This window comes from Arthrobacter sp. B3I9 (assembly GCF_030816935.1).
Taxonomy (GTDB): Bacteria; Actinomycetota; Actinomycetes; order Actinomycetales; family Micrococcaceae; genus Arthrobacter.
The window spans coordinates 43608-61707 of the sequence record NZ_JAUSYO010000001.1; the positions used below are offsets into that span (position 1 = coordinate 43608).

20 protein-coding genes and 1 tRNA gene are annotated in these 18100 nt (G+C 67.8%); 11 read left to right on the top strand and 10 right to left on the bottom strand.

Annotated elements, in window-relative coordinates; genetic code table 11:
* Positions 1–46 precede the first annotated feature (46 nt).
* The 4 genes from QFZ65_RS00215 to QFZ65_RS00230 all read right to left on the bottom strand — a co-directional run bounded on the left by QFZ65_RS00215 (position 47) and on the right by QFZ65_RS00230 (position 4923).
* On the bottom strand, positions 47–913 hold the full coding sequence (locus QFZ65_RS00215; RefSeq protein ID WP_306907291.1) for a class II fructose-bisphosphate aldolase: 867 nt from the start codon (positions 911–913) through the stop codon (positions 47–49).
* The gene (locus QFZ65_RS00220) at positions 913–2379 is read right to left on the bottom strand and encodes a GntP family transporter (protein WP_306907293.1); all 1467 of its coding nucleotides are present in this window, start codon (positions 2377–2379) and stop codon (positions 913–915) included. Before QFZ65_RS00220 ends, QFZ65_RS00215 begins: the two co-directional genes overlap by 1 nt.
* A 102-nt stretch (positions 2380–2481) precedes the next feature.
* Positions 2482–3381: an NAD(P)-dependent oxidoreductase gene (locus QFZ65_RS00225; protein ID WP_306907295.1), complete on the bottom strand. Its 900-nt coding sequence runs from the start codon at positions 3379–3381 to the stop codon at positions 2482–2484.
* A gap of 27 nt (positions 3382–3408) precedes the next feature.
* On the bottom strand, positions 3409–4923 hold the full coding sequence (locus QFZ65_RS00230) for a four-carbon acid sugar kinase family protein (protein ID WP_306907296.1): 1515 nt from the start codon (positions 4921–4923) through the stop codon (positions 3409–3411).
* A 159-nt stretch (positions 4924–5082) separates the two neighbouring features.
* Between QFZ65_RS00230 and QFZ65_RS00235 the strand changes: the two genes are divergently transcribed.
* The 7 genes from QFZ65_RS00235 to QFZ65_RS00265 all read left to right on the top strand — a co-directional run bounded on the left by QFZ65_RS00235 (position 5083) and on the right by QFZ65_RS00265 (position 10101).
* Positions 5083–5793: a FadR/GntR family transcriptional regulator gene (locus QFZ65_RS00235; RefSeq protein ID WP_306907297.1), complete on the top strand. Its 711-nt coding sequence runs from the start codon at positions 5083–5085 to the stop codon at positions 5791–5793.
* 241 nt (positions 5794–6034) lie between these two features.
* Entirely contained in the window at positions 6035–6832 is a 798-nt protein-coding gene (locus QFZ65_RS00240; protein ID WP_373427545.1) for an SGNH/GDSL hydrolase family protein, read from the top strand.
* 51 nt (positions 6833–6883) lie between these two features.
* The gene (locus tag QFZ65_RS00245; RefSeq protein ID WP_306907298.1) at positions 6884–7093 is read left to right on the top strand and encodes a dodecin; all 210 of its coding nucleotides are present in this window, start codon (positions 6884–6886) and stop codon (positions 7091–7093) included.
* 175 nt (positions 7094–7268) lie between these two features.
* A complete protein-coding gene (locus QFZ65_RS00250) occupies positions 7269–8138 on the top strand; it encodes an aldo/keto reductase (RefSeq protein WP_306907299.1) in 870 nt (289 codons plus the stop codon).
* Positions 8139–8166: 28 nt separating this feature from the next.
* Positions 8167–9138 (top strand): aldo/keto reductase, encoded by a 972-nt coding sequence (locus QFZ65_RS00255; protein WP_306907300.1) that lies wholly within the window; start codon positions 8167–8169, stop codon positions 9136–9138.
* 200 nt (positions 9139–9338) lie between these two features.
* The gene (locus tag QFZ65_RS00260) at positions 9339–9602 is read left to right on the top strand and encodes a GlsB/YeaQ/YmgE family stress response membrane protein (RefSeq protein WP_306907301.1); all 264 of its coding nucleotides are present in this window, start codon (positions 9339–9341) and stop codon (positions 9600–9602) included.
* A 109-nt stretch (positions 9603–9711) separates the two neighbouring features.
* Positions 9712–10101 (top strand): YtxH domain-containing protein, encoded by a 390-nt coding sequence (locus QFZ65_RS00265; RefSeq protein WP_306907302.1) that lies wholly within the window; start codon positions 9712–9714, stop codon positions 10099–10101.
* Here the strand turns inward: QFZ65_RS00265 and QFZ65_RS00270 are convergent.
* The gene (locus tag QFZ65_RS00270; RefSeq protein ID WP_306912456.1) at positions 10098–10925 is read right to left on the bottom strand and encodes a putative protein N(5)-glutamine methyltransferase; all 828 of its coding nucleotides are present in this window, start codon (positions 10923–10925) and stop codon (positions 10098–10100) included. The two genes, QFZ65_RS00265 and QFZ65_RS00270, sit on opposite strands and share 4 nt — an antisense overlap.
* A gap of 94 nt (positions 10926–11019) precedes the next feature.
* On the opposite strand from QFZ65_RS00270, the gene QFZ65_RS00275 reads away from it, so the two are divergent.
* Positions 11020–12147 (top strand): lactonase family protein, encoded by a 1128-nt coding sequence (locus tag QFZ65_RS00275; RefSeq protein WP_373427546.1) that lies wholly within the window; start codon positions 11020–11022, stop codon positions 12145–12147.
* Between the two features lie 9 nt (positions 12148–12156).
* Here the strand turns inward: QFZ65_RS00275 and QFZ65_RS00280 are convergent, their stop codons facing one another.
* The 5 genes from QFZ65_RS00280 to QFZ65_RS00300 all read right to left on the bottom strand — a co-directional run bounded on the left by QFZ65_RS00280 (position 12157) and on the right by QFZ65_RS00300 (position 15243).
* On the bottom strand, positions 12157–13179 hold the full coding sequence (locus QFZ65_RS00280; RefSeq protein WP_306907303.1) for a PHP domain-containing protein: 1023 nt from the start codon (positions 13177–13179) through the stop codon (positions 12157–12159).
* Between the two features lie 58 nt (positions 13180–13237).
* Positions 13238–14206: a serine/threonine-protein kinase gene (locus QFZ65_RS00285; RefSeq protein WP_306907305.1), complete on the bottom strand. Its 969-nt coding sequence runs from the start codon at positions 14204–14206 to the stop codon at positions 13238–13240.
* Positions 14203–14481, bottom strand: coding sequence for a hypothetical protein (locus QFZ65_RS00290; protein WP_306907308.1), 279 nt, complete (start codon positions 14479–14481; stop codon positions 14203–14205). The genes QFZ65_RS00285 and QFZ65_RS00290 overlap by 4 nt, the downstream gene beginning before the upstream one ends.
* A 64-nt stretch (positions 14482–14545) precedes the next feature.
* Entirely contained in the window at positions 14546–15049 is a 504-nt protein-coding gene (locus QFZ65_RS00295) for a MarR family winged helix-turn-helix transcriptional regulator (RefSeq protein ID WP_306907310.1), read from the bottom strand.
* A gap of 121 nt (positions 15050–15170) precedes the next feature.
* A tRNA-Lys gene (locus tag QFZ65_RS00300) sits at positions 15171–15243 on the bottom strand.
* 190 nt (positions 15244–15433) lie between these two features.
* On the opposite strand from QFZ65_RS00300, the gene QFZ65_RS00305 reads away from it, so the two are divergent.
* The 3 genes from QFZ65_RS00305 to QFZ65_RS00315 all read left to right on the top strand — a co-directional run bounded on the left by QFZ65_RS00305 (position 15434) and on the right by QFZ65_RS00315 (position 18057).
* Positions 15434–16090: a hypothetical protein gene (locus QFZ65_RS00305; RefSeq protein WP_306907312.1), complete on the top strand. Its 657-nt coding sequence runs from the start codon at positions 15434–15436 to the stop codon at positions 16088–16090.
* Positions 16091–16421: 331 nt separating this feature from the next.
* Positions 16422–17039 (top strand): DUF47 domain-containing protein, encoded by a 618-nt coding sequence (locus tag QFZ65_RS00310; RefSeq protein ID WP_306912458.1) that lies wholly within the window; start codon positions 16422–16424, stop codon positions 17037–17039.
* 1 nt (position 17040) lies between these two features.
* Positions 17041–18057: an inorganic phosphate transporter gene (locus QFZ65_RS00315; protein ID WP_306907314.1), complete on the top strand. Its 1017-nt coding sequence runs from the start codon at positions 17041–17043 to the stop codon at positions 18055–18057.
* Positions 18058–18100 lie beyond the last annotated feature (43 nt).

Here is an 18100-nt window from a genome sequence, read left to right on the forward strand (position 1 = left end):
GCGTGATCCCGCCCCCTCCGGAGGTGGTTCTGACTTCTCCCCGTCGTCAGCGGGACAGTGTACGCAGGGCGTTCACAGCGAAGGCCCGGGCGGTGCGGTCCCACTGGGCCAGCAGGGCCTGCAGATTCTCGCCGTCGGCGCGCTCGGCGGAGATCCGTTCCTCGAGCACGGCCAGCACGCCGGTGCGGAGCTCGGTGTTGAAGTTCACCTTTCCGACGTTCATGGCGGCAGCCTTGACCAGCTCGCTCGCCGGAATCCCGGAGGCGCCGTGCAGCACCAGCGGGATGCGGGTCCGCACGGCGATGTCCTGCAGCACGTCCCAGCGGAGCCGGGGCTCCCCCTGGTACTTCCCGTGGACATTGCCGACGGCCACAGCCAGCAGTTGCGCGCCGGTCCGCGAGACGAAGTCCTCCACCTGCCCGGAGTCGGTGAGACCGGCTGCCGGCGCGTGGCCGGCGGCATCGGCCCCGAAAGCGCGGTCTTCGTCACCGGCGAGCCCGCCGAGCTCAGCTTCAAGCACGACGTCGGCACGTCCCTTGTCGGCGAGGTCCGCACGGACTCCCCTTACCAGGGCGATGTTGTCCTCGTACGGCAGTGACGATCCGTCCACCAGAACCGAGTCCACCCCGGCGGCGACGGCGGCCACGATCAGCTCCGGATCGGCAGCGTGATCGAGCTGGACGGCGACGGGCACGCCGGCGCCGTCCGCCAGCCCGCGGAGGGCCGCGATCAGCCGAGGGCCGTTGGGTGAGGCGGCCGTTTTCGGTGCCACCAGCAGGATGGCTCCGCGGCCGGCCTCCTCGGCCGCGCCCACCACCGCGAGGGCCGTGGTGAAGTCGTAGCAGGTGAAAGCTGGCACGGCCGAGCCGCACTGAAGGGCCGTGGTTACAAGGTCATCGAGCCGGGTACGCATCAGGCGCTCAAGCCTCCCACCAGGATCCAGGCACCGAATGTCAGGATGAAACCGGCCAGGCCCAAGACAGTGGTCAGCACCGTCCAGGTCCTCAGGCCGTCGGAGACGGTCAGCCCGTAATAGCGCACAACAGTCCAGAATCCGGCGTCGGTCACGTGGGACAGGCCCAGGGCGCCGAAGCCGATGGCGATCACGATCACGGCGATCTGGGCGGGTGAGTAGCCGCCCTCCATGACGGCGGAAGTCAGCAGGCCGGTGGCGGTGACGATGGCGACAGTGGCAGAGCCCTGCGCCGCGCGGAGTGCCAGGGAAATGACGAAGCCCAGGACGATGACGGGCAGGCCGAGGTGGTCCAGCGTCTGGGACAGGGCTGCACCGATGCCGGACGTCCGCAGGACCTCGCCGAAGACACCGCCGGCGGCAACGACCATGAGGATGGAGGCGATGGGAGGCAGCGCTCCTTCGAAAATCTCGCCGGTTTCCTTGAGGGACCAATTGCGGCGCACGGCCAGCAGGAAGAAGGAGAGCGCCACGGCCACCAGAAGGGCCAGGAACGGGTTGCCGACGAATGCCGCCAGGCCGTACCAGGCACTGTCCTTGGGAAGGGTGAGCGTACCCAGGGTGCCAAGGAGGATCTGCACGATCGGCGTGGCGATGAGGAAGATGATCAGGGCAGGACGCGGCGGGGCGACGGCAAGGGCCCCCGGACCGTCATGGCCGACGCGCACCAGGGAGTCTGAACCGAATTCTTCCACTTGGGCTTTCACGCCGGGGAGGAGCTCGTAGTCCTTGGCGTTCAGGATGCTGGCCACCCAGTAGGACAGGAAGCCCAGCGGGATGCAGATCAGCAGCGAGATCAAGGTGATGAGGCCGATGTCGGCGCCGAACACACCGGCTCCGGCCACGATGCCGGGGTGCGGCGGGACGGCTACGTGGATGGACAGCATGATACCCGCCATGGGAAGGCCGAACTTGACCGGGTGGACCTTGGCGATCTTCGCGAAAGCGTAGACGATCGGCACGAGTACGATGACGCCCACCTCGAAGAACACCGGGATGGCCACGAGGAAGCCGACGGCGGTGAGGGCCACGGCCACCCGCCGGGCGCCGAGCTTTTCGGTGAAGTGCGCCGCGAGAGACTGGACGCCCCCGGAGACCTCGATCATCCTGCCAAGGACCGCGCCCAGCGCGATCAGCAGGGCAACCTTGCCCATGGTTCCGCCCACGCCGTTGGCCACCACGGTGAACACGTCCTTGAGCGGGATCATGGAGGCCACGGCCACGAGGATGCTGACGGTCAGCAGGGCCACGAAGGCCTGGATCTTGAAGCGGATGATCATCACGAGCAGGAGGGCGATGCCGACTGCTGCGATCGTGAGCAGCAACGGAGTGCCCAGCTCCACTGCGGGTTTGATGACGGGAGCGTCTGCGGCGCTTACCGCCATGGAATGAATCAGGGGGGTCATCGTGGGGCGTGTCTCCTTTGACGGGACAGTTGTCGAGAACGTTGGCGGGCAGCCCGACGACGGCGGAGGGCTTCCGCCGTCGTCGGGCTTTGGAGAAGGGGGTTAGGCGGTGCGCTTGGTGGGCGCCACGACCTTGATGACCGCGGAGTCATCCGCCGCGGCAAGGCCCTGGGCCTGGCCCAGGAGGTAGAGCTGCTCGGCGGCGGCGGCCACGGGAGTGGCGAGGCCGGCGGCGCGGGTGGCCTTGCCGACGATGCCCATGTCCTTGACGAAGATGTCGAGGCGGCTGAGGACCTCGGCGCCGCCTTCGGAGTAGGCCTCCAGGATGCGCGGTCCGCGGTTGGAGAGCATGAACGAGCCGGCGGCGCCGGCCTCAAGGGCGGCGAGGGTCTTGGCCTGGTCGAGGCCGAGCGCGTCGGCGAGCGCCATGGCCTCGGCGGCGGCGGCGATGTGGATGCCGCAGAGCAGCTGGTTCACGGTCTTGAGGGCCTGGCCGTCTCCGGGCTTGTCGCCGACAACCGTCAGCGTGGACGCCAGGAGCTCCAGCACCGGACGGGCCGATTCGAGGGCGGCGGGCTCGGCCCCGACGACGATCAGCAGGTCACCTTCACCGGCGCGCTTGGGGCCGCCGGAGAGGGGGGCATCGACGAGGGAGACGCTGTGCTCGGCGAGCCGGGCAACGGTTGCGGGAATGGCGTCGGTGCCCACGGTGCTGCCGAGGATGACGACGGCGCCGGGCTTGAGCACGGAGGCAACGCCGTTCTCGCCGAAGAGGACATCGTCCAGCTGCTCGCCGTTGCGGACCGCCAGCAGCAGGGCATCGGCGCCCTCGGCCGCCTCACGCGCGGAGGAGAAGGTGCGGATGCCGGCCTCTTCGGCGAGGGCGAGGCGCGGTTCGGCGATGTCGAAGCCGTGGACGGTCAGTTCGGTGGCGAGGCGGGTGGCCATGGGGAGGCCCATGGCGCCGAGGCCGAGGACGGTGACTGTGTACTGTGCGGTCATGGTTTATCTCCTTCGAGGATGGGGGGATCAGAAGGTGTTGCTGAGCTTGCGGGTGACCTGGGCCAGGGATTCGTCGTCGCCGACGTTGCCGGCGAAGACGATGTACGGAATGCCTTGGGCGGGCCCGTCCACCGGCTCCCAGAGGCTGACGATGCCGGGCAGCATGGGTCCGCGGACAATCGCGTGCCGGATCTCCAGCCCGTGGGCTGCCACATCCGAGGAGGTGATGCCGCCCTTGGCGATCACAAAGCGCGGCGGGAACCGCTTGAGGGTCCGGTTCACCACCGCGACGACGGCGGCGGACACCGTGCGGGCGATCCGCAGGCTTTCGGCGGCGTCGTCGGCCTTGATCAGCAGGCGGCTGGTGTGGACGATCACGTCTCCGCCGCGCAATGCGGCCACGACGTCGTCGACTGTCTGGCCAAGGTAGGTCTCGGCGTCGGCACCGAGCAGCTTCTCGACGTCGATCTCCACGATGCGGGCCGCACGGTGCTGGGCGGTGAGGGCGTTGAGCTGGCGGGTGGTGACGCCCACGTGCGAACCCACGACGATGAGGCCGCCGGCCTCCGACGGTGTGTGGCCTGCGTAGGCCTCTTCACCGCTGAGCTCGGCATGGACCTCCTGGCCGATCCGGCCCCGGACGAACGGCGGACCGACACGGTAGAGGAGCTTCTTGCCGCGCCGTTCTGCTTCCTCCAGGCCGAGGGCAAGCGCCCGGAAGTCGTTCTCGGTGACAATGTCCGCCACGATCGGGGTGGACTCCGAGGCAGCATCGAGGGCGTCGGCGATTGCCAGGGCCGAGCGCTGCGGGTCCTCAGGGGTGCCGTTTGCTGCGGCTCCGGCCCGGATCACGTTCAAGTCAAGGACGATCACTGAGCCGGCGGGGTAGCGGCCCTCCGACTTTTCCTCCACATACTGGGCGAGGTCCGAACTGGTGAAACCGAAACTGGCGTCCTTGGCGAACTCCGTCTCGGCCACCGGGATGAGCTCTCCGGCGGCGTCGCCGGTTCCGCGCATGTAGTGCACCCCGCCGATGGTGACGCGTCCGGCGTCGGGGAAGGCAGGAACAATCACGACGCCGTCGGTGGCTTCGCCGCTCACTGCGGCGACCGTGGCGGCGATGACGTCCGGCTCCAGCGGGAAGTGGCCCCGCAGGGTCGAATCGCTGCGGCTGACGAAGCTCAGGTGCAGCTTGGCGCCTGCCGGCTCGGCCGCCGCGGCCAGGAGGGCATTGCGTACGACTTCCTCGTTGCGGGCCGCCGCCTCGGACGGGTCAAGGCTCCGGGAGTTCGTGAGCACGTAGACGGCGCGGGGGCGCACGCCGTCGATGCTGTGGCCGAAGGCCCAGCGGAAGTCGGCCTCCTCCCAGCGCGTGAGGACAGGCAGGTTGGCGACGGACTGGGTGCCGGTGGGATCGTCATCCAGGACCACAAGGATCCGGGGCGACGCCTCGTCCGAGGCGGCCACGCTGTCGGACACCAGCCGGGCGGGGATCCGAACTTCGGCCGGGAAGGCTGCAAGCACATCTGCTTCAAGGGGCACGTTGCACTCCGTTGTGTTGGTGGATCTGCGAACAAGGTCCGCAGTAAAGCGATCTGTAAGATGTCTGACATCTTATGTTCAGTGCTAGTGTGGCATAAGGCACAAAGGCGCGCAAGTAGACTGCGTGGCAGGGCAGGACCGATTGCTGGATGGGGAATTTTGGCTAGGAAATCGTTGGTCGGCGTCGTGGCGGACGAACTGCTGGATCGGATCATCGCCGGCGAGTTCCCGCCGGGAGCAAGCGTTCCCGGCGAGCTGGAACTGAGTGCACGGCACGAAGTGAGCCGCATGACCGTCCGGGAGGCTATCAAGACCCTCGAGGCCCAGCGGATCCTCAGTGTGGAGCGGGGCCGGGGGACGTTCGTGAACCCGCTGAACCGCTGGGCATCCCTGGAGGCCGTCCTGCGGGCAGCGTCGGAGGGGAAGAACGATGCCGCCGCAGCAGTCCAGCTGATCGAGCTCCGCCGGATGCTGGAGAGCGGCGCCTGCGAACTGGCTGCAGTTCGGATCGGCGACGAGGACCTTGAGAGCCTGTACGCCCACCTGGAGGCCATGCGGGACGCCCGCGGCGCCAACAACGTCGCGGCTTTCGTCGAGGCGGACCTGGCGTTCCATGACCTCATCCTCAAGGCCTCCGAGAACGTCTTCGCTGCTGTGCTGTTCGAACCGCTGCACCGGATCCTCGAGAAGCGACGCACCGAGACCTCAAAGGTGCCCGACATCCAGGAGCACGCGATCTGGCACCATGAGCAGGTCGCGGAAGCCCTGGCCTCACATGATCCGCACCGTGCCCGCGACGCGATGGACGCCCATATGCAGCAAACACTCGAGGACCTCAAGAGCTACGTCCTGAAGGGGCAGTCCGCCTAGCTCACAGCTGCGGCTGAGCTTGCTTGCCTGCGCTGGTTTTCCCTGCACCGGTTGTCCCTGCCCTGGTTTGCCATAGGACCTTAGGACCTACCGACCGGCTAAATACCGGCGTATTGCTAATAATGTGAATGCGGGCCGCTTCTTGGATGCGGGTGCCGGCGATCCCGACGCACCCGTCCGCATCAGGGGACACACCACCCCGGGTGCAGGAAACGCAGGGGTTTGGAGCAGGTATGTCGCCATGGGCGACTCCTTCACTGCGGGGATCGGGGACCCCGAGCCGGGCATTCCGGGCGGAGTCCGGGGCTGGGCTGACCGGATCGCCGAGGAGCTCAGTTCGGGACGGCAGGACTTCGCGTACGCAAACCTTGCCATCAGCGGACTGGTGTTGCGCCAGATTTTGGATCAGCAGCTGGCCACGGCCATCGCGTTGAAGCCTGACCTCGTCACCCTCTCCGCCGGCGGCAACGACCTCATTTTCCACCGTAGCGACCCCGACCGGCTGGCTGCCATGCTGGACGCCGGAGTGGGCACGCTCAGCTCCACGGGAGCCACAATTGTGCTCTTTACCGGCCCGGACTGGGGCGACACCCTCTTGTTCGGCCATCTCCGGGGGAAGGTTGCCGTGTTCAACGAAAACCTCCGGACCATCGCCGCGCGGCACAACGGAGTGGTAGCCGATCTGTGGGTGCTGCGCCAGCTCTCGCATCCGCAGATGTGGGATCCGGACCGCCTCCACTTCTCCCCGCTGGGCCATCACACCATCGCCAAAATGGTCCTCGACACCTTGGAAGTACCGCACAGCCTCCGGCCTTTGCAGCCCGAACCGCTGCCGACCGGCACCTGGCGCGAAAGCAGGGCGGGCGACGCCGCCTGGTTCGCAAACTATCTGCTGCCTTGGATGGTGAGCCGGATCCGGCCCAGGGGTGACGGCGTGCCGTTGGCTCCCAAACGGCCACTTCCGGGCCCCGTCCTCGCATCCCCTGCCTTGTCCCCTGCCGCAGCCACACCCCTAGTCCAGCCGCGCTCTGTCGGCTAATCTGCAGGGAGGCCCGCAGCCGGGCATCGAAGGTGATCACGAGGAGCGAAGTTGTCTAATCACACTTACAGCATTTCTGAAATTGTCGGAACCTCGAATGAAGGCGTCGATGCGGCCGTCCGAAATGGCATTGCAGAGGCCTCCAAGACCCTGCGCAACCTTGACTGGTTCGAAGTAAAGGAAATCCGCGGCCACTTGGACAACGGCCAGGTGGCGGACTGGCAGGTCACCATCAAGCTCGGGTTCCGCCTGGAGCGCTGACGCCGCAACCGGCGCGCCGCCTAGTACTTCTCCGGCATTTCCATCGTGAGCGCAGGCCGGACCTGTGCGCGTGCCGACGTCGGCCGGGCCCGGCGGGCTGCCCGCTGCCGCGCGCGGGAGCCTGACACACCATGCGGGCCCCTCGGGCCCGTAGCAGAAGCGAAAGAGAGCCCTAATGTCTGAAACTCAGTTCGGCAGCAATGGAACCACCGCCGCGCCCGCCATCCCCGACGTGACCCTGAACAACGGCGTGACCATTCCCCAGTTGGGCTTCGGCGTCTTCCAGGTGCCGCCCGAGGAAACACAGCGGACCGTCGAGGAAGCGCTGGCCGCCGGATACCGTCATATCGACACGGCCGCCGCCTACCGCAACGAAGCCGGAGTCGGGGCGGCCATAGCGGCCTCCGGGATCCCGCGCGAGGAACTCTTCATCACCACCAAGCTGCGGAACGGTGAGCAGGGGAACGCCGGCGAGGCCTTCCGGAACAGCCTCGAGGCTCTGGGTCTTGACGTGATCGACCTCTACCTGATCCACTGGCCGGTGCCTTCCCAGGGCCTCTACCAGGACGCCTGGCGGGCGATGGAGCAGCTGTACGCCGAACAGCAGGTCCGCGCCATCGGGGTATCGAATTTCCTCACCGACCACGTGGACACGGTTATCACCGCCGGCGACGTGGTTCCGGCCGTGAACCAGATCGAGATCCACCCGACCTTCCAGCAGCAGGAACTCGCGGCAAAGTGCCGCTCGCTGGGGATCGCCGTCGAGGCCTACAGTCCGCTGGGGCAGGGCGCGGACCTTTCCACCGAAGCGGTGACATCCCTCGCCAGCAAACACGGCGCGACGCCGGCCCAGATCGTTCTGGCCTGGCACCTCTCCCAGGGCACGATCGTGATCCCCAAGACTGCCAACCCCGCCCGCATGCGGGAAAACCTGGCATCCTCGGCCATTTCCCTCGCGCCGGAGGACATCGCACTGCTCGAGACGCTCGAATCAGGAACGCGCATCGGCGCCGACCCCGCCGTGGCGGCCCACAGCCAGATGTAAGTTCGCCGCGAAAACCAAGGACCACGCCATGCAGTACACGCAATTGGGCCGCTCCGGGCTGAAAGTCTCACGGCTCTGCCTGGGCACCATGAACTTCGGACCGCAGACGGACGAGCCGGAAGCCCACTCGATCATGGACTCCGCCCTGGAGTCAGGTATCAACTTCTTCGACACCGCCAACGTCTACGGCGGCAGCGGCCACCGGGGCTGGACAGAGGAGATCCTGGGACGGTGGTTCGCCACGGGCGGCGGGCGCCGTGAACGGACGGTGCTCGCCACCAAGCTCTACGGGACCATGACGGACCGGCCCAACGAATCCAAACTGTCCGCCCTGAACATCCGCCGTGCCCTGGACGCCAGCCTGAAACGGCTGCAGACGGACTACATCGACGTCTACCAGTTCCACCACGTGGACCGGGACACCCCCTGGGAGGAGATCTGGCAGGCAATCGACGTCGCGGTCCAACAGGGCAAGATCCTGTATTCGGGCAGCAGCAATTTTGCCGGCTGGCACATTGCCCAGGCGCAGGAAGCCGCCGCCCGCCGGCACAGCAACGGGCTGGTCAGCGAACAGTCCATCTACAACCTGCTGACCCGGAATATCGAGCTCGAAGTCATCCCCGCCGCCCGGCAGTACGGGCTGGGACTCCTGCCCTGGTCCCCGCTGCACGGCGGAGTGCTGGGCGGCGTGCTGAAGAAGGAGCGCGAAGGGGTGCGGCGCACGACGGGCCGCGCCGCGGACACCCTCAGGACGCACGAGGACCAGATCAGGCAGTACGAGGACTTCGCCGACGAACTGGGCCATGAGCCCGGGGACGTGGCCCTGGCATGGCTGCTGCACCAGCCTGCGGTGACGGCGCCGATCGTGGGACCGCGCACCCAGGACCAGCTCGACGCGGCCCTCCGCGCCCTCGAAGTCGTGCTCGACGCCGAGGCGCTTAAGCGGCTCGACGACATCTTCCCCGGCCACCGGACAGCACCCGAAGACTATGCCTGGTGAGCACCCGCCACCGCCGGGTCGAAGCCGGCACGCACGGCGCCGCATGCGCCGCCGAGCATTCCTATTCCGGATAGGCACCGCCGGATTTCCGCTCTACCGAGTGGCAATTTTTTAGTAAGCATGATTAGTATTGATGCAGAAGGACGAAGCGCACCCGGCAAACCGGGTGTCTCCTCAATGAAAGAAGAAGGAACAACAAAATGGGTTTTCTCGGATTTCTGCTTCTGGGTCTTATCGCCGGCGCGATTGCTAAAGCAATCCTCCCGGGCCGTCAGGGTGGCGGCATTGTCATCACCCTGATCCTCGGCGTTGTGGGCGCCCTCCTCGGTGGTTTTATCGGCAGCGCGCTTTTCAACGTGGGCATCAACGAGTTCTTCTCGCTGTCCACCTGGCTGCTGGCCATCGGCGGTGCCATCATCGTCCTGCTGGTTTACGGCATGATCACCAAGCGTTCGGCCCGCTAAAGCTGAGCGTGGCCGGAAAACCGGTCCCGGGAACCTTTTCCTGGGGCCGGTTTTTGGCACAAGGCATTACCTCCTTTTCACCGAAATCATCAAAGAGCAGGAGTACAGCATGAAAGCCAAACTTCTTTTCGGCACCGGAATAGCCGCGGGCTACGTTCTCGGCTCCCGATCCGGCCGTGCAGCTTATGAAAAACTGAAGTCCCGGGCGGCAGCCCTGTGGGAAAGCAAGCCTGTCCAGGACAAACTGACGGCCGCGTCCGAGGCCGTCAAGGAAAAGGCGCCTGAGGTGTCCGAGCAGCTCAGCGAGGCTGCCCGGCGGGCCGGAACGGTCATCGGATCTGCTGTCCGCCGGGATGACTCCCGCCCGGGGGCGGCCAAGGCTCCCGCAGATGGCACGTCGACGGCGGAATCCCCCGGCGGCGCCATCCCGGCCCACAGCACGCATCCGGACACGGTGAACCTGGGAACCACGAGCGTAGACCCGGACATGTCCACCTAAGAGCGGCCGATGACCACTGTGGCGTCCAGTTCCTCGGAGCTGGCCACCTGCGCGGTCAATCCGTTCCGAAGAAACAGGTCCACCGTCAGCGGCGCCTGCCGCAGACTCGTTTCGACCAGCAGGTGGCCGCCCGGCGCCAGCCATTGTGGCGCTTCGGCGGCCACCCGCCGTTGGACGTCAAGTCCGTCCGCACCGCCGTCCAGGGATACCAGCGGCTCGTGCAGGCGGGCTTCCTGCGGCATGGTCCGGATTCCCGCGGACGGCACGTAGGGCGCATTGACGGCCAGGACCTGGACCAGCCCGCGCAGCCGCTCCGGCAGCGGATCGTACAGGTCACCCTGATAGACCGCCCCTCCGAGCGGGGAAAGGTTCCGGCGGGCGCAGGCCACTGCGGCCGGGTCGATATCCGAGGCGTGCAGCTCTGCCGGACCCGACAGCGCCAAGAGGGCGGCACCGACCGCACCGGAACCGCAGCAGAGGTCGACAACGACCGGCGGCCGCGTGCCGCGGGCGGCGTTCAACGGCTGCCCGGACTCCCGCAACAACGTCGCGGCCTGCCGCACCAGGAACTCGGTCCGGCGTCGGGGCACGAAAACGCCCGCAGCCACCCCGATCCGCAGCCCGCAGAACTCCGCCCAGCCCAGAAGGTGCTCGAGCGGCACGCCTTCCGCACGCCGTTCGACGAGGGCGTCGAGATGCTCCGCCGACGTGGCTGAAGCAGCCAGCAACCGGGCCTCCTCCTCGGCAAACACGCAGCCGGCCGCACGGAGCCTCGCGGTAAGCGACGCGGGCGACGCAATAAACCCGGGATCCCGGCGGGACATGAAGGACTGGGGCACGGCTGATTCCGTCATGGCAAGGCCCCTTCCCCTCCGGGTGCTCAGTATCCCCATGCTATCGAAGTGGCAGGATGGCACCATGGCATCGGCACACATGGCATCGGCAAACATGGCATCGGAACACGTGGCATCCGAATCGACGGCCTCCGAACCGGACACTCCCGAGCCCGCCCGCGGCGACGCGGCAGGAGAGCTCATCTGGGCCGGCAGCTATACAGCAGACGGAGGAGGCCGAGCCGAGGGCATCGGTGCCCTCCGTGCCGCATCCGGCGGCGCGCTCAGCTGGCTGGGCCTGGCAGCGGAGGCGGATTCGCCGTCGTTCCTCGCGGTCCACCCCTCGCTTCCGGTGGTGTACGCCGTGGGCGAGAAAGCCGGGACCGTCCGCGCGTTCCGCCGGTCCGGGGCATTCAACCTGGAACCTAGCGGCGAGGCCTGGACGGCAGGCGAAGCTCCCTGCCACGTTGCCGTCGACCCGCTGGGGCGCTACCTCACTGTGGCCTGCTGGGGAGACGGGCAGGTGCTGCTCTTTGAACTGGACGACGACGGCGGCATTTCGGCGAGGTTCCCCGCGGCCGCCCCGAGCGTGCAGGGCGGGCCCAGCCGGGCCCACACGAGCCTGATGCTGGCCGACGGGCGCGTGATGACGACAGACCTGGGGCACGATGTGTTGCGGATCTGGAACTACCGTCCGGGCGCGGGCCTCACCCTGGACCACGAAGTCGTCCTGCCGCACGGCAGCGGCCCCCGCCATCTGGCCCAGCACGCCGGTGGAAGCGTTTTTGTGGTTACCGAATACTCGGTGGAGGTGGCCGTGGTGCAACGGTCGGCGGGGACCGGGGCCTTCTCCCTGTCCAGCATCGGGCCGGCGACCAAAGCAGGCGCCCTCCCCGGAGACTCGGCCGCTGAAATCGCCTTGTCCTCGGACGGCAGCCACGCCTACGTGGGGGTGCGCGGCTCAAACCGGATGAGCGTGCTGCGGGTCGGGGCGGACGGCGGCTCCCTGCAGCCAGTAGCCGACTTCCCCAGCGGCGGCGACTGGCCGCGGCACCATCTGGTCCGGAACGGCTGGCTGCACGTGGCCCACGAACGCTCCGATGACGTGGTGACATTTCCGCTGGACCCGGTCACGGGGCTGCCCGGGAACCCGGCGGACCGCATGGCGCTGGCTTCGCCGACGGCCCTGGTGCCTGCCGGCAGCCAGTACTAGCGGAGGCGTTCAGTCACCGGACTTGGTCCAGGCGAGCAGGCGATCCAGGGGCCAGGTGCTGATGATCCTCTCCGCCGGGACACCGTTGGCTGCGGCCCGCTCCGCCCCGTACTGGAGGAAATCGAGCTGGCCTGGAGCGTGGGCGTCGCTGTCGATGCTGAACAGGCATCCGGCGTCGAGGGCGAGCTGGATGAGCCGGTCCGGCGGGTCCTGGCGTTCCGGCCGCGAATTGATCTCCACCGCGACGTTGTGTTCAGCGCAGGCGGCGAACACTTCCTTGGCGTCGAACTCCGACTCGGGGCGGGTCCCCCTCGACCCTTGGAGGAGCCGGCCCGTGCAGTGCCCCAGCACGTTGGTGTGGGGGTCGGTGATGCCCGCGAGCATGCGCCGGGTCATGGTGCGCCTGTCGGAGCGCAGCTTCGAGTGCACGCTGGCCACCACGACGTCCAGCGCGGACAGCATCTCTTCCGTCTGGTCCAGCGTGCCGTCCTCGAGGATGTCCACCTCGATGCCCCGAAGGAGGCGGAAACCGTCAGGGCCGCCGTCGTTGATCCCGTCGACGACGGCGAACTGCTCGGTCAAGCGCTCGGCGCTCAGCCCGTTCGCGATCTTGAGGTTCGGCGAGTGGTCGGTGAGCGCCAGGTATTCCCGGCCGAGCAGCCGTGCGGCATCCACCATGATCTCGATCGGCGAGCCTCCGTCCGACCAGTCGCTGTGGCTGTGCAGGTCACCGCGAAGCGAGCCCAGAAGCTCACGGCCGCCTTCCGCCAGGGGTTGCGATCCACGGCTGCGCAGGCCCGCCAGGTATTCGGGCACTCCGCCGTCGAGGGCCTCCTGGATGACCTGGTAGGTCCGGTCACCGATGCCCTTCATCCGCTTGAGCCGGCCGTCCCGCGCCCGCGCGGCCAGCTCCTCCGGCGCGAGTGCAGCGATGGTTGCGGCGGCCTTCCGGAAGGCCTGCACCTTGAAGGTGGGGGCCAGCTCGCGTTCGAGCCAAAAGGCAATCTCGTTGAGGGCATCGACGGGTTCCATGGCACCATCTTGCACCACCGACGGCGAGCGGGGGCTGTGTGCGGTGCGGCCGGACGGCTCAGCGCCGCCGCAGCAGCTTCTGGGCCTTCGCGTGGGCTGCGGCGGCTGTCGGCCGCGCAGCGGGATCCATCGCGGTCATGGAGCGCAGCAGCGCAACCCAGGACGCGCCCAGCCGCACGGGAATCTCGGGGTCGCGCAGGGTCCGCGCGACCAGGGATTCGACCGGGGCGCCGGTGAACGCCTTAACCCCGGTCAGGCATTCCAGCAGGACGAGGCCCAGGGAGTAGACGTCGCCGGGTGTGCCGGACTGCCGGCCCGCCGCCTGCTCCGGGCTCATGTAGTGCACGGTGCCGGAAGAATCACCCGGCTCCAGAGCGCTCCCTGCCGGGGTGGAAATGCCGAAGTCGGCGATCCTCACCGGGGACCGGCGGAGCTCGCTCAGCAGGATGTTGGCCGGCTTGATGTCGCGGTGCACCATGCCTCGCGAATGGACGTGGGCGAGGCCGGAAAGCGCAGCGGCACCCCACCGCGCGACCTCGCCGCCGTCCGCGGCACCGCCGCGGATCCGTTCGGCAAGGCTGCCGCCGTAGGCGAACTCCTCGACGAGGAACGGGCGCCCGGCCCACGCGTTGCCGCCAGGGACTACGCCTTCCGCGACGAACCGGACAATAGCCGGGTGGTCCAGGGACGCAAGGACCTTCGCCTCTGCGTGGATCCGTTCAGCCTGGGGCGTTCCCGGCCCCTCCGCCACCTTGAGGGCAACGGGCCTCCCGTCGGACAAGTCGGTGCCTCGGAAAACCGTAGCCGTGGCGCCCCGGCCCAGCCGCTCGTGAACGAGGAAGCGGCCCTCGGTTGCGCCCCGGACGGGGAGCACCTTGGAGCTGAGGCCGGATGTTCCATCGGCGGCCGGGTTTTTGGCGGGTACCGGCTTCCCGGCGAGCGCCGGCTGTCTGGCGGGAACCGCGAGCGTCGTGGGCGCCGGGTTGTGGGCGAGCGCCGCAGGCGCTGCGAGCTGTGTGAGGCTCAACGGCTAAGTTCAGTCAGTGCCACGGGTGTGCGGACGACGCCGTCGAGCTGGAAGCCGCAACGGCAGCACCACACCGGAGGCAGTTCCGCGGCTCGGGTGTCGAACGAATAGACAGAGAGGGCCACCGGGGCCGGCGTTCGCCACTCCATCGGGGCGCCGCAATGGCTCGGAGCCGCCTGGGCCGGGGCCGTCAGGGCGGTCAGGGCCGGCGCGGGGACCCCGGGAGCCGGGGCCAGCTCAGCGACGGCTCCGTCGCACAATCGAATATCAGACATAAGTAGTAAGCATACATATAAATAGGTGGGCTAACTAGTTGCGCCGGCCTGCTAGGGGCGCTGGCTACTGTTCTGCGTCCGGTCCGGAAACAGCGGCACGCATCCGGTGGAGGAAGTCGATCACGACTCGCGCCTCGGGTGCACTGAGCTCCTCGGCCACGCCCATCATCTTGGAGTGCAACGCGCCCAGGGCCGCCCAGACCTCCGAGTCCGCGGCTACGGTCGGGACCACCACGAGGGAGCGGCGGTCCGTCGGATGAGGCTCACGGCGGACGTGGCCGCTGCTGACCAGCCTGTCGATCAGCGACGTCGTCGAGGCAGTGGTGATCTGCAAGACGCGGCTGAGGTCCTTCGGCCCAACCCGCTCACCGGCGGCCTCAGCCCGCAGGACGTAGCGCAAGGCGATCAGGTCCGTCTCCCCCACGCCAATGGAGTCCCGGGTCGAGCGGCGGGTGGCGGCCTCCGCCATCCGGAAATCGCGCAGCGCCTGGAGGACCTCCGCCGGCCCGTCGCGTTGCTCGTCAGGCCCGTCAGGAGTCGGGGAACCGGAGCCGCTGCGCGTATTCATGCGGCAATCCTAGCCGAGCTGATAACTAGGCTGCCGTGCAATCGGAACGGTCGCACAAACAGCAAAACCCCCGGCACCCTGTTCAGGATGCCGGGGGTTTTCCACTCTTTCCGAGAAAGAGTGGGCCCTGTGGGGCTCGAACCCACGACCCACGGATTAAAAGTCCGATGCTCTACCAACTGAGCTAAAGGCCCCAGCCAACTGCCCCGGTGCGGGGGATTGCTCCTCGCTCCGAAAGCCATTCAGCCCAGTCCATTTCTGGACGATTAATACTGTACCTCAGACACGGCCCGATATTTCGCGCTGTTCCGCCTGCAGAGCCGTGCCGGGGAACGCCTCTCCGCCATGCTCGATTCCCGCAAGGCACAGGAGTAGCGTGGTGGCATGAGCGAGCAAGCAGGATCCGGCAGTACTGGACCACAGCGGCACCACAAGCCCAAGCCCTTCGCACCCAGCGACTTCGAGCCCTTCGCCGGCGGAGCCGATCCCGCCCGCGTCTCCGAGGCCGCCCACCTGGCGGCGCAGGCGCTGGTCCGCCGCGGGCGCGACAGCGACGATCCTTCGGTCACCACGCGCCTGGTGAAACTCGCCGACGAGCAGGGCCTGGAGGCCATTGCCGAAATGTGGGCCGAGAGCCCGGCGCGGTCGCTCCCCGGTGCCCTGTGGCGCCTGTATGCCCTTCGCGCCGCCACCATCCAGGATCCGGAGCGCATATCGGTCTACTTCCGGGCGGGCAAGGACACTGCCCAGGTGTCCCATGTGGTTGCCGGAGCGGCGGAGCCGCCCGGGGCGGACGAGATGAAGCTGATGGCGGACGCCATCCTCTCCGGGGCGTTCGACGGCGAGTTCGACGTCGCGCTGGAGCGCTCGGCGGCGTTCTGCCGAGTAGTGGCGCTGGGGCAGGCGACCCTCGCCGACGGGGCCGAACACAGCAACGCGAGCCACGCCAGCAAGCTCACGCGCAATTCACACCTCCTCGTCAAGACCGCCGAGGACCTGGAACACGCAGCCAACGCCTGGCGGCTGGGCGAACTCGACTGAACCCTTTCCCGCCGATACACACGCCGGTGCCGCACTGTCAATGTTGACTTGGTTGAACTGTCGTAGAAAACTAAAAGCGGTGCCGAACCGCGAAACCCCCGGGCTTCAACATTTAGCCGCCTAGAGCGGCCTACCGCCGAGAGGCGTATCCGGTTCGGCACCATTTTCATGCTCTCCGTGCCCGGCGGCCGTTCCACCCCGCATCTCTTATGGTTGGTTCCATGGAGGCCCCAACGCGGACGGTAAAGTAACTTCCGTGCGCCGGTCATCGTCAAGCCAGACTGCCGGCACCAGAAGCCCGCACCTCCTCCTCCGAAGACCGGTGACCCACGTGAAGCTGCGCCTTTTTCCGCAGGAGCCCGCCGGGCTGAACCTGCTGTCCCTGTTAGCACGCCAGATTGTGCTGGCCACCGGCACCCTCTCGGAAATCCTCGGCGCGCCCGCAAGCGAACACGGCAGGCTCGTGGAGGACATGCATAACCACGAAGCCAAGTCCGCGGAACTGCACTTCGCCCTGCTGACCCATATGCGCACCAGCTTCGTGAATCCGCTCCCCCGTGAGGACATGTATGCGCTCTCCCGGTACCTGAACGAGGCGATGGAAAAGCTCGACGCCGCCGCGGAACTCGTGTCCCTCTATAAGCTCGAGCGCCTGCCCAAACGGGCCGCGGACCAGTTGGAGATCATCAGCCGGCAGGCCGAGCTGACCGTCGACGCCATGCGCAGGCTCAACAACCTGGACGACCTGGAGGACTACTGGATCGAGATCCTCCGGCTCGCCAAGCGCGCGGAGCGTACCCACCGGGTCTGGGTGGCGGACATGCTCGAGGAGATGAAGTCGGCCCAGTACGCCCGCAACCGCGACATCGCCAACCAGCTGGTGGAGGTCACCAAGGACATGCGGCGGATTGCCACGCAGGTGGGCAGCATCATCGTCAAGGAATCCTGACGTGACGGTGCTTTTCTTTGCCCTGGTGGTGGCTTTCGCCGGGGTGTTTGCCTTCCTGAACGGCTTCCGTGACGCTTCCACTTCCGTGGCCCTGCCGGTTCGGACCCGGGCCCTGACCCCCACCGTGGCCGTGCTTTTCGCAGGCCTGTTCAACTTCATCGGCGCCGCCCTGAGCGCCACTCTGGCGCTGGAGGTCAGCCGGACCTGGGTCCGGCTGCCGGACGGGCAGAACGGCCTGACCATCCTCGTGGCGGGCCTCCTCAGCGCCGTGATGTGGGCCCTGTACACATGGTGGCGCGGGATCCCCTCGTCCTCCACGCACGCCCTGGTGGGCGGCCTGGCCGGCGCCGGGGTGGCCAGCGTCGCGGTGGGCGGGCACGGTGTCGAGGGCGTGGACAATTCCCTGCTGGTCCAGGTGGTGCTCCCGCTGCTGCTCTCGCCGGCTATTGCCTTTGCCGGTGCCTACCTGCTGGTCTGGCCTGCCACCTGGGCCGCACGCTACACGCCCCCGAATGTGGTCAACAGCCGGTCCCGCCGGGCGCAGACAATTGCCGCGGGGGCCGTCGCGTTCGCGCACGGCCTGCAGGACGGCCAGAGGAGCGGGGCGGTACTGATCCTTGCCCTGCTAGCCGCCGGGCTGTCCGACGGCGGCTCGATGCCGATCTGGGTGGCGCTGCTTACCGCGGCCATGCTGACCGCGGGGACCCTGGCCGGAGGCTGGCGGATCTCCTACACCGTTGGTTACCGTCTGATCCGGATGGATCCCCTGCGCGGGTTCGTGGCCCAGCTGTACAGTTCGGCGATGCTGCTGGTCGGCGCGATAGGGCTGCACTGGCCCATTTCCACGACCCATACTGTGACCACCGCGGTCCTGGGGGCGGGCGCAAACCAGGGCTTCCCGGCGACCAACTGGCGGGTCGTGCTGCGGGTCCTGGCCTTCTGGGTGCTCACCCCGGTCCTCACCGCGGCCGCGGCCTTCGTCCTGCAACTTGCGCTCTCGCCCCTGGCGCGGCTCTAGCCGCCGACGAGAGCTCCGGCCGCCCTCCAGCCGCTCCGCAGCC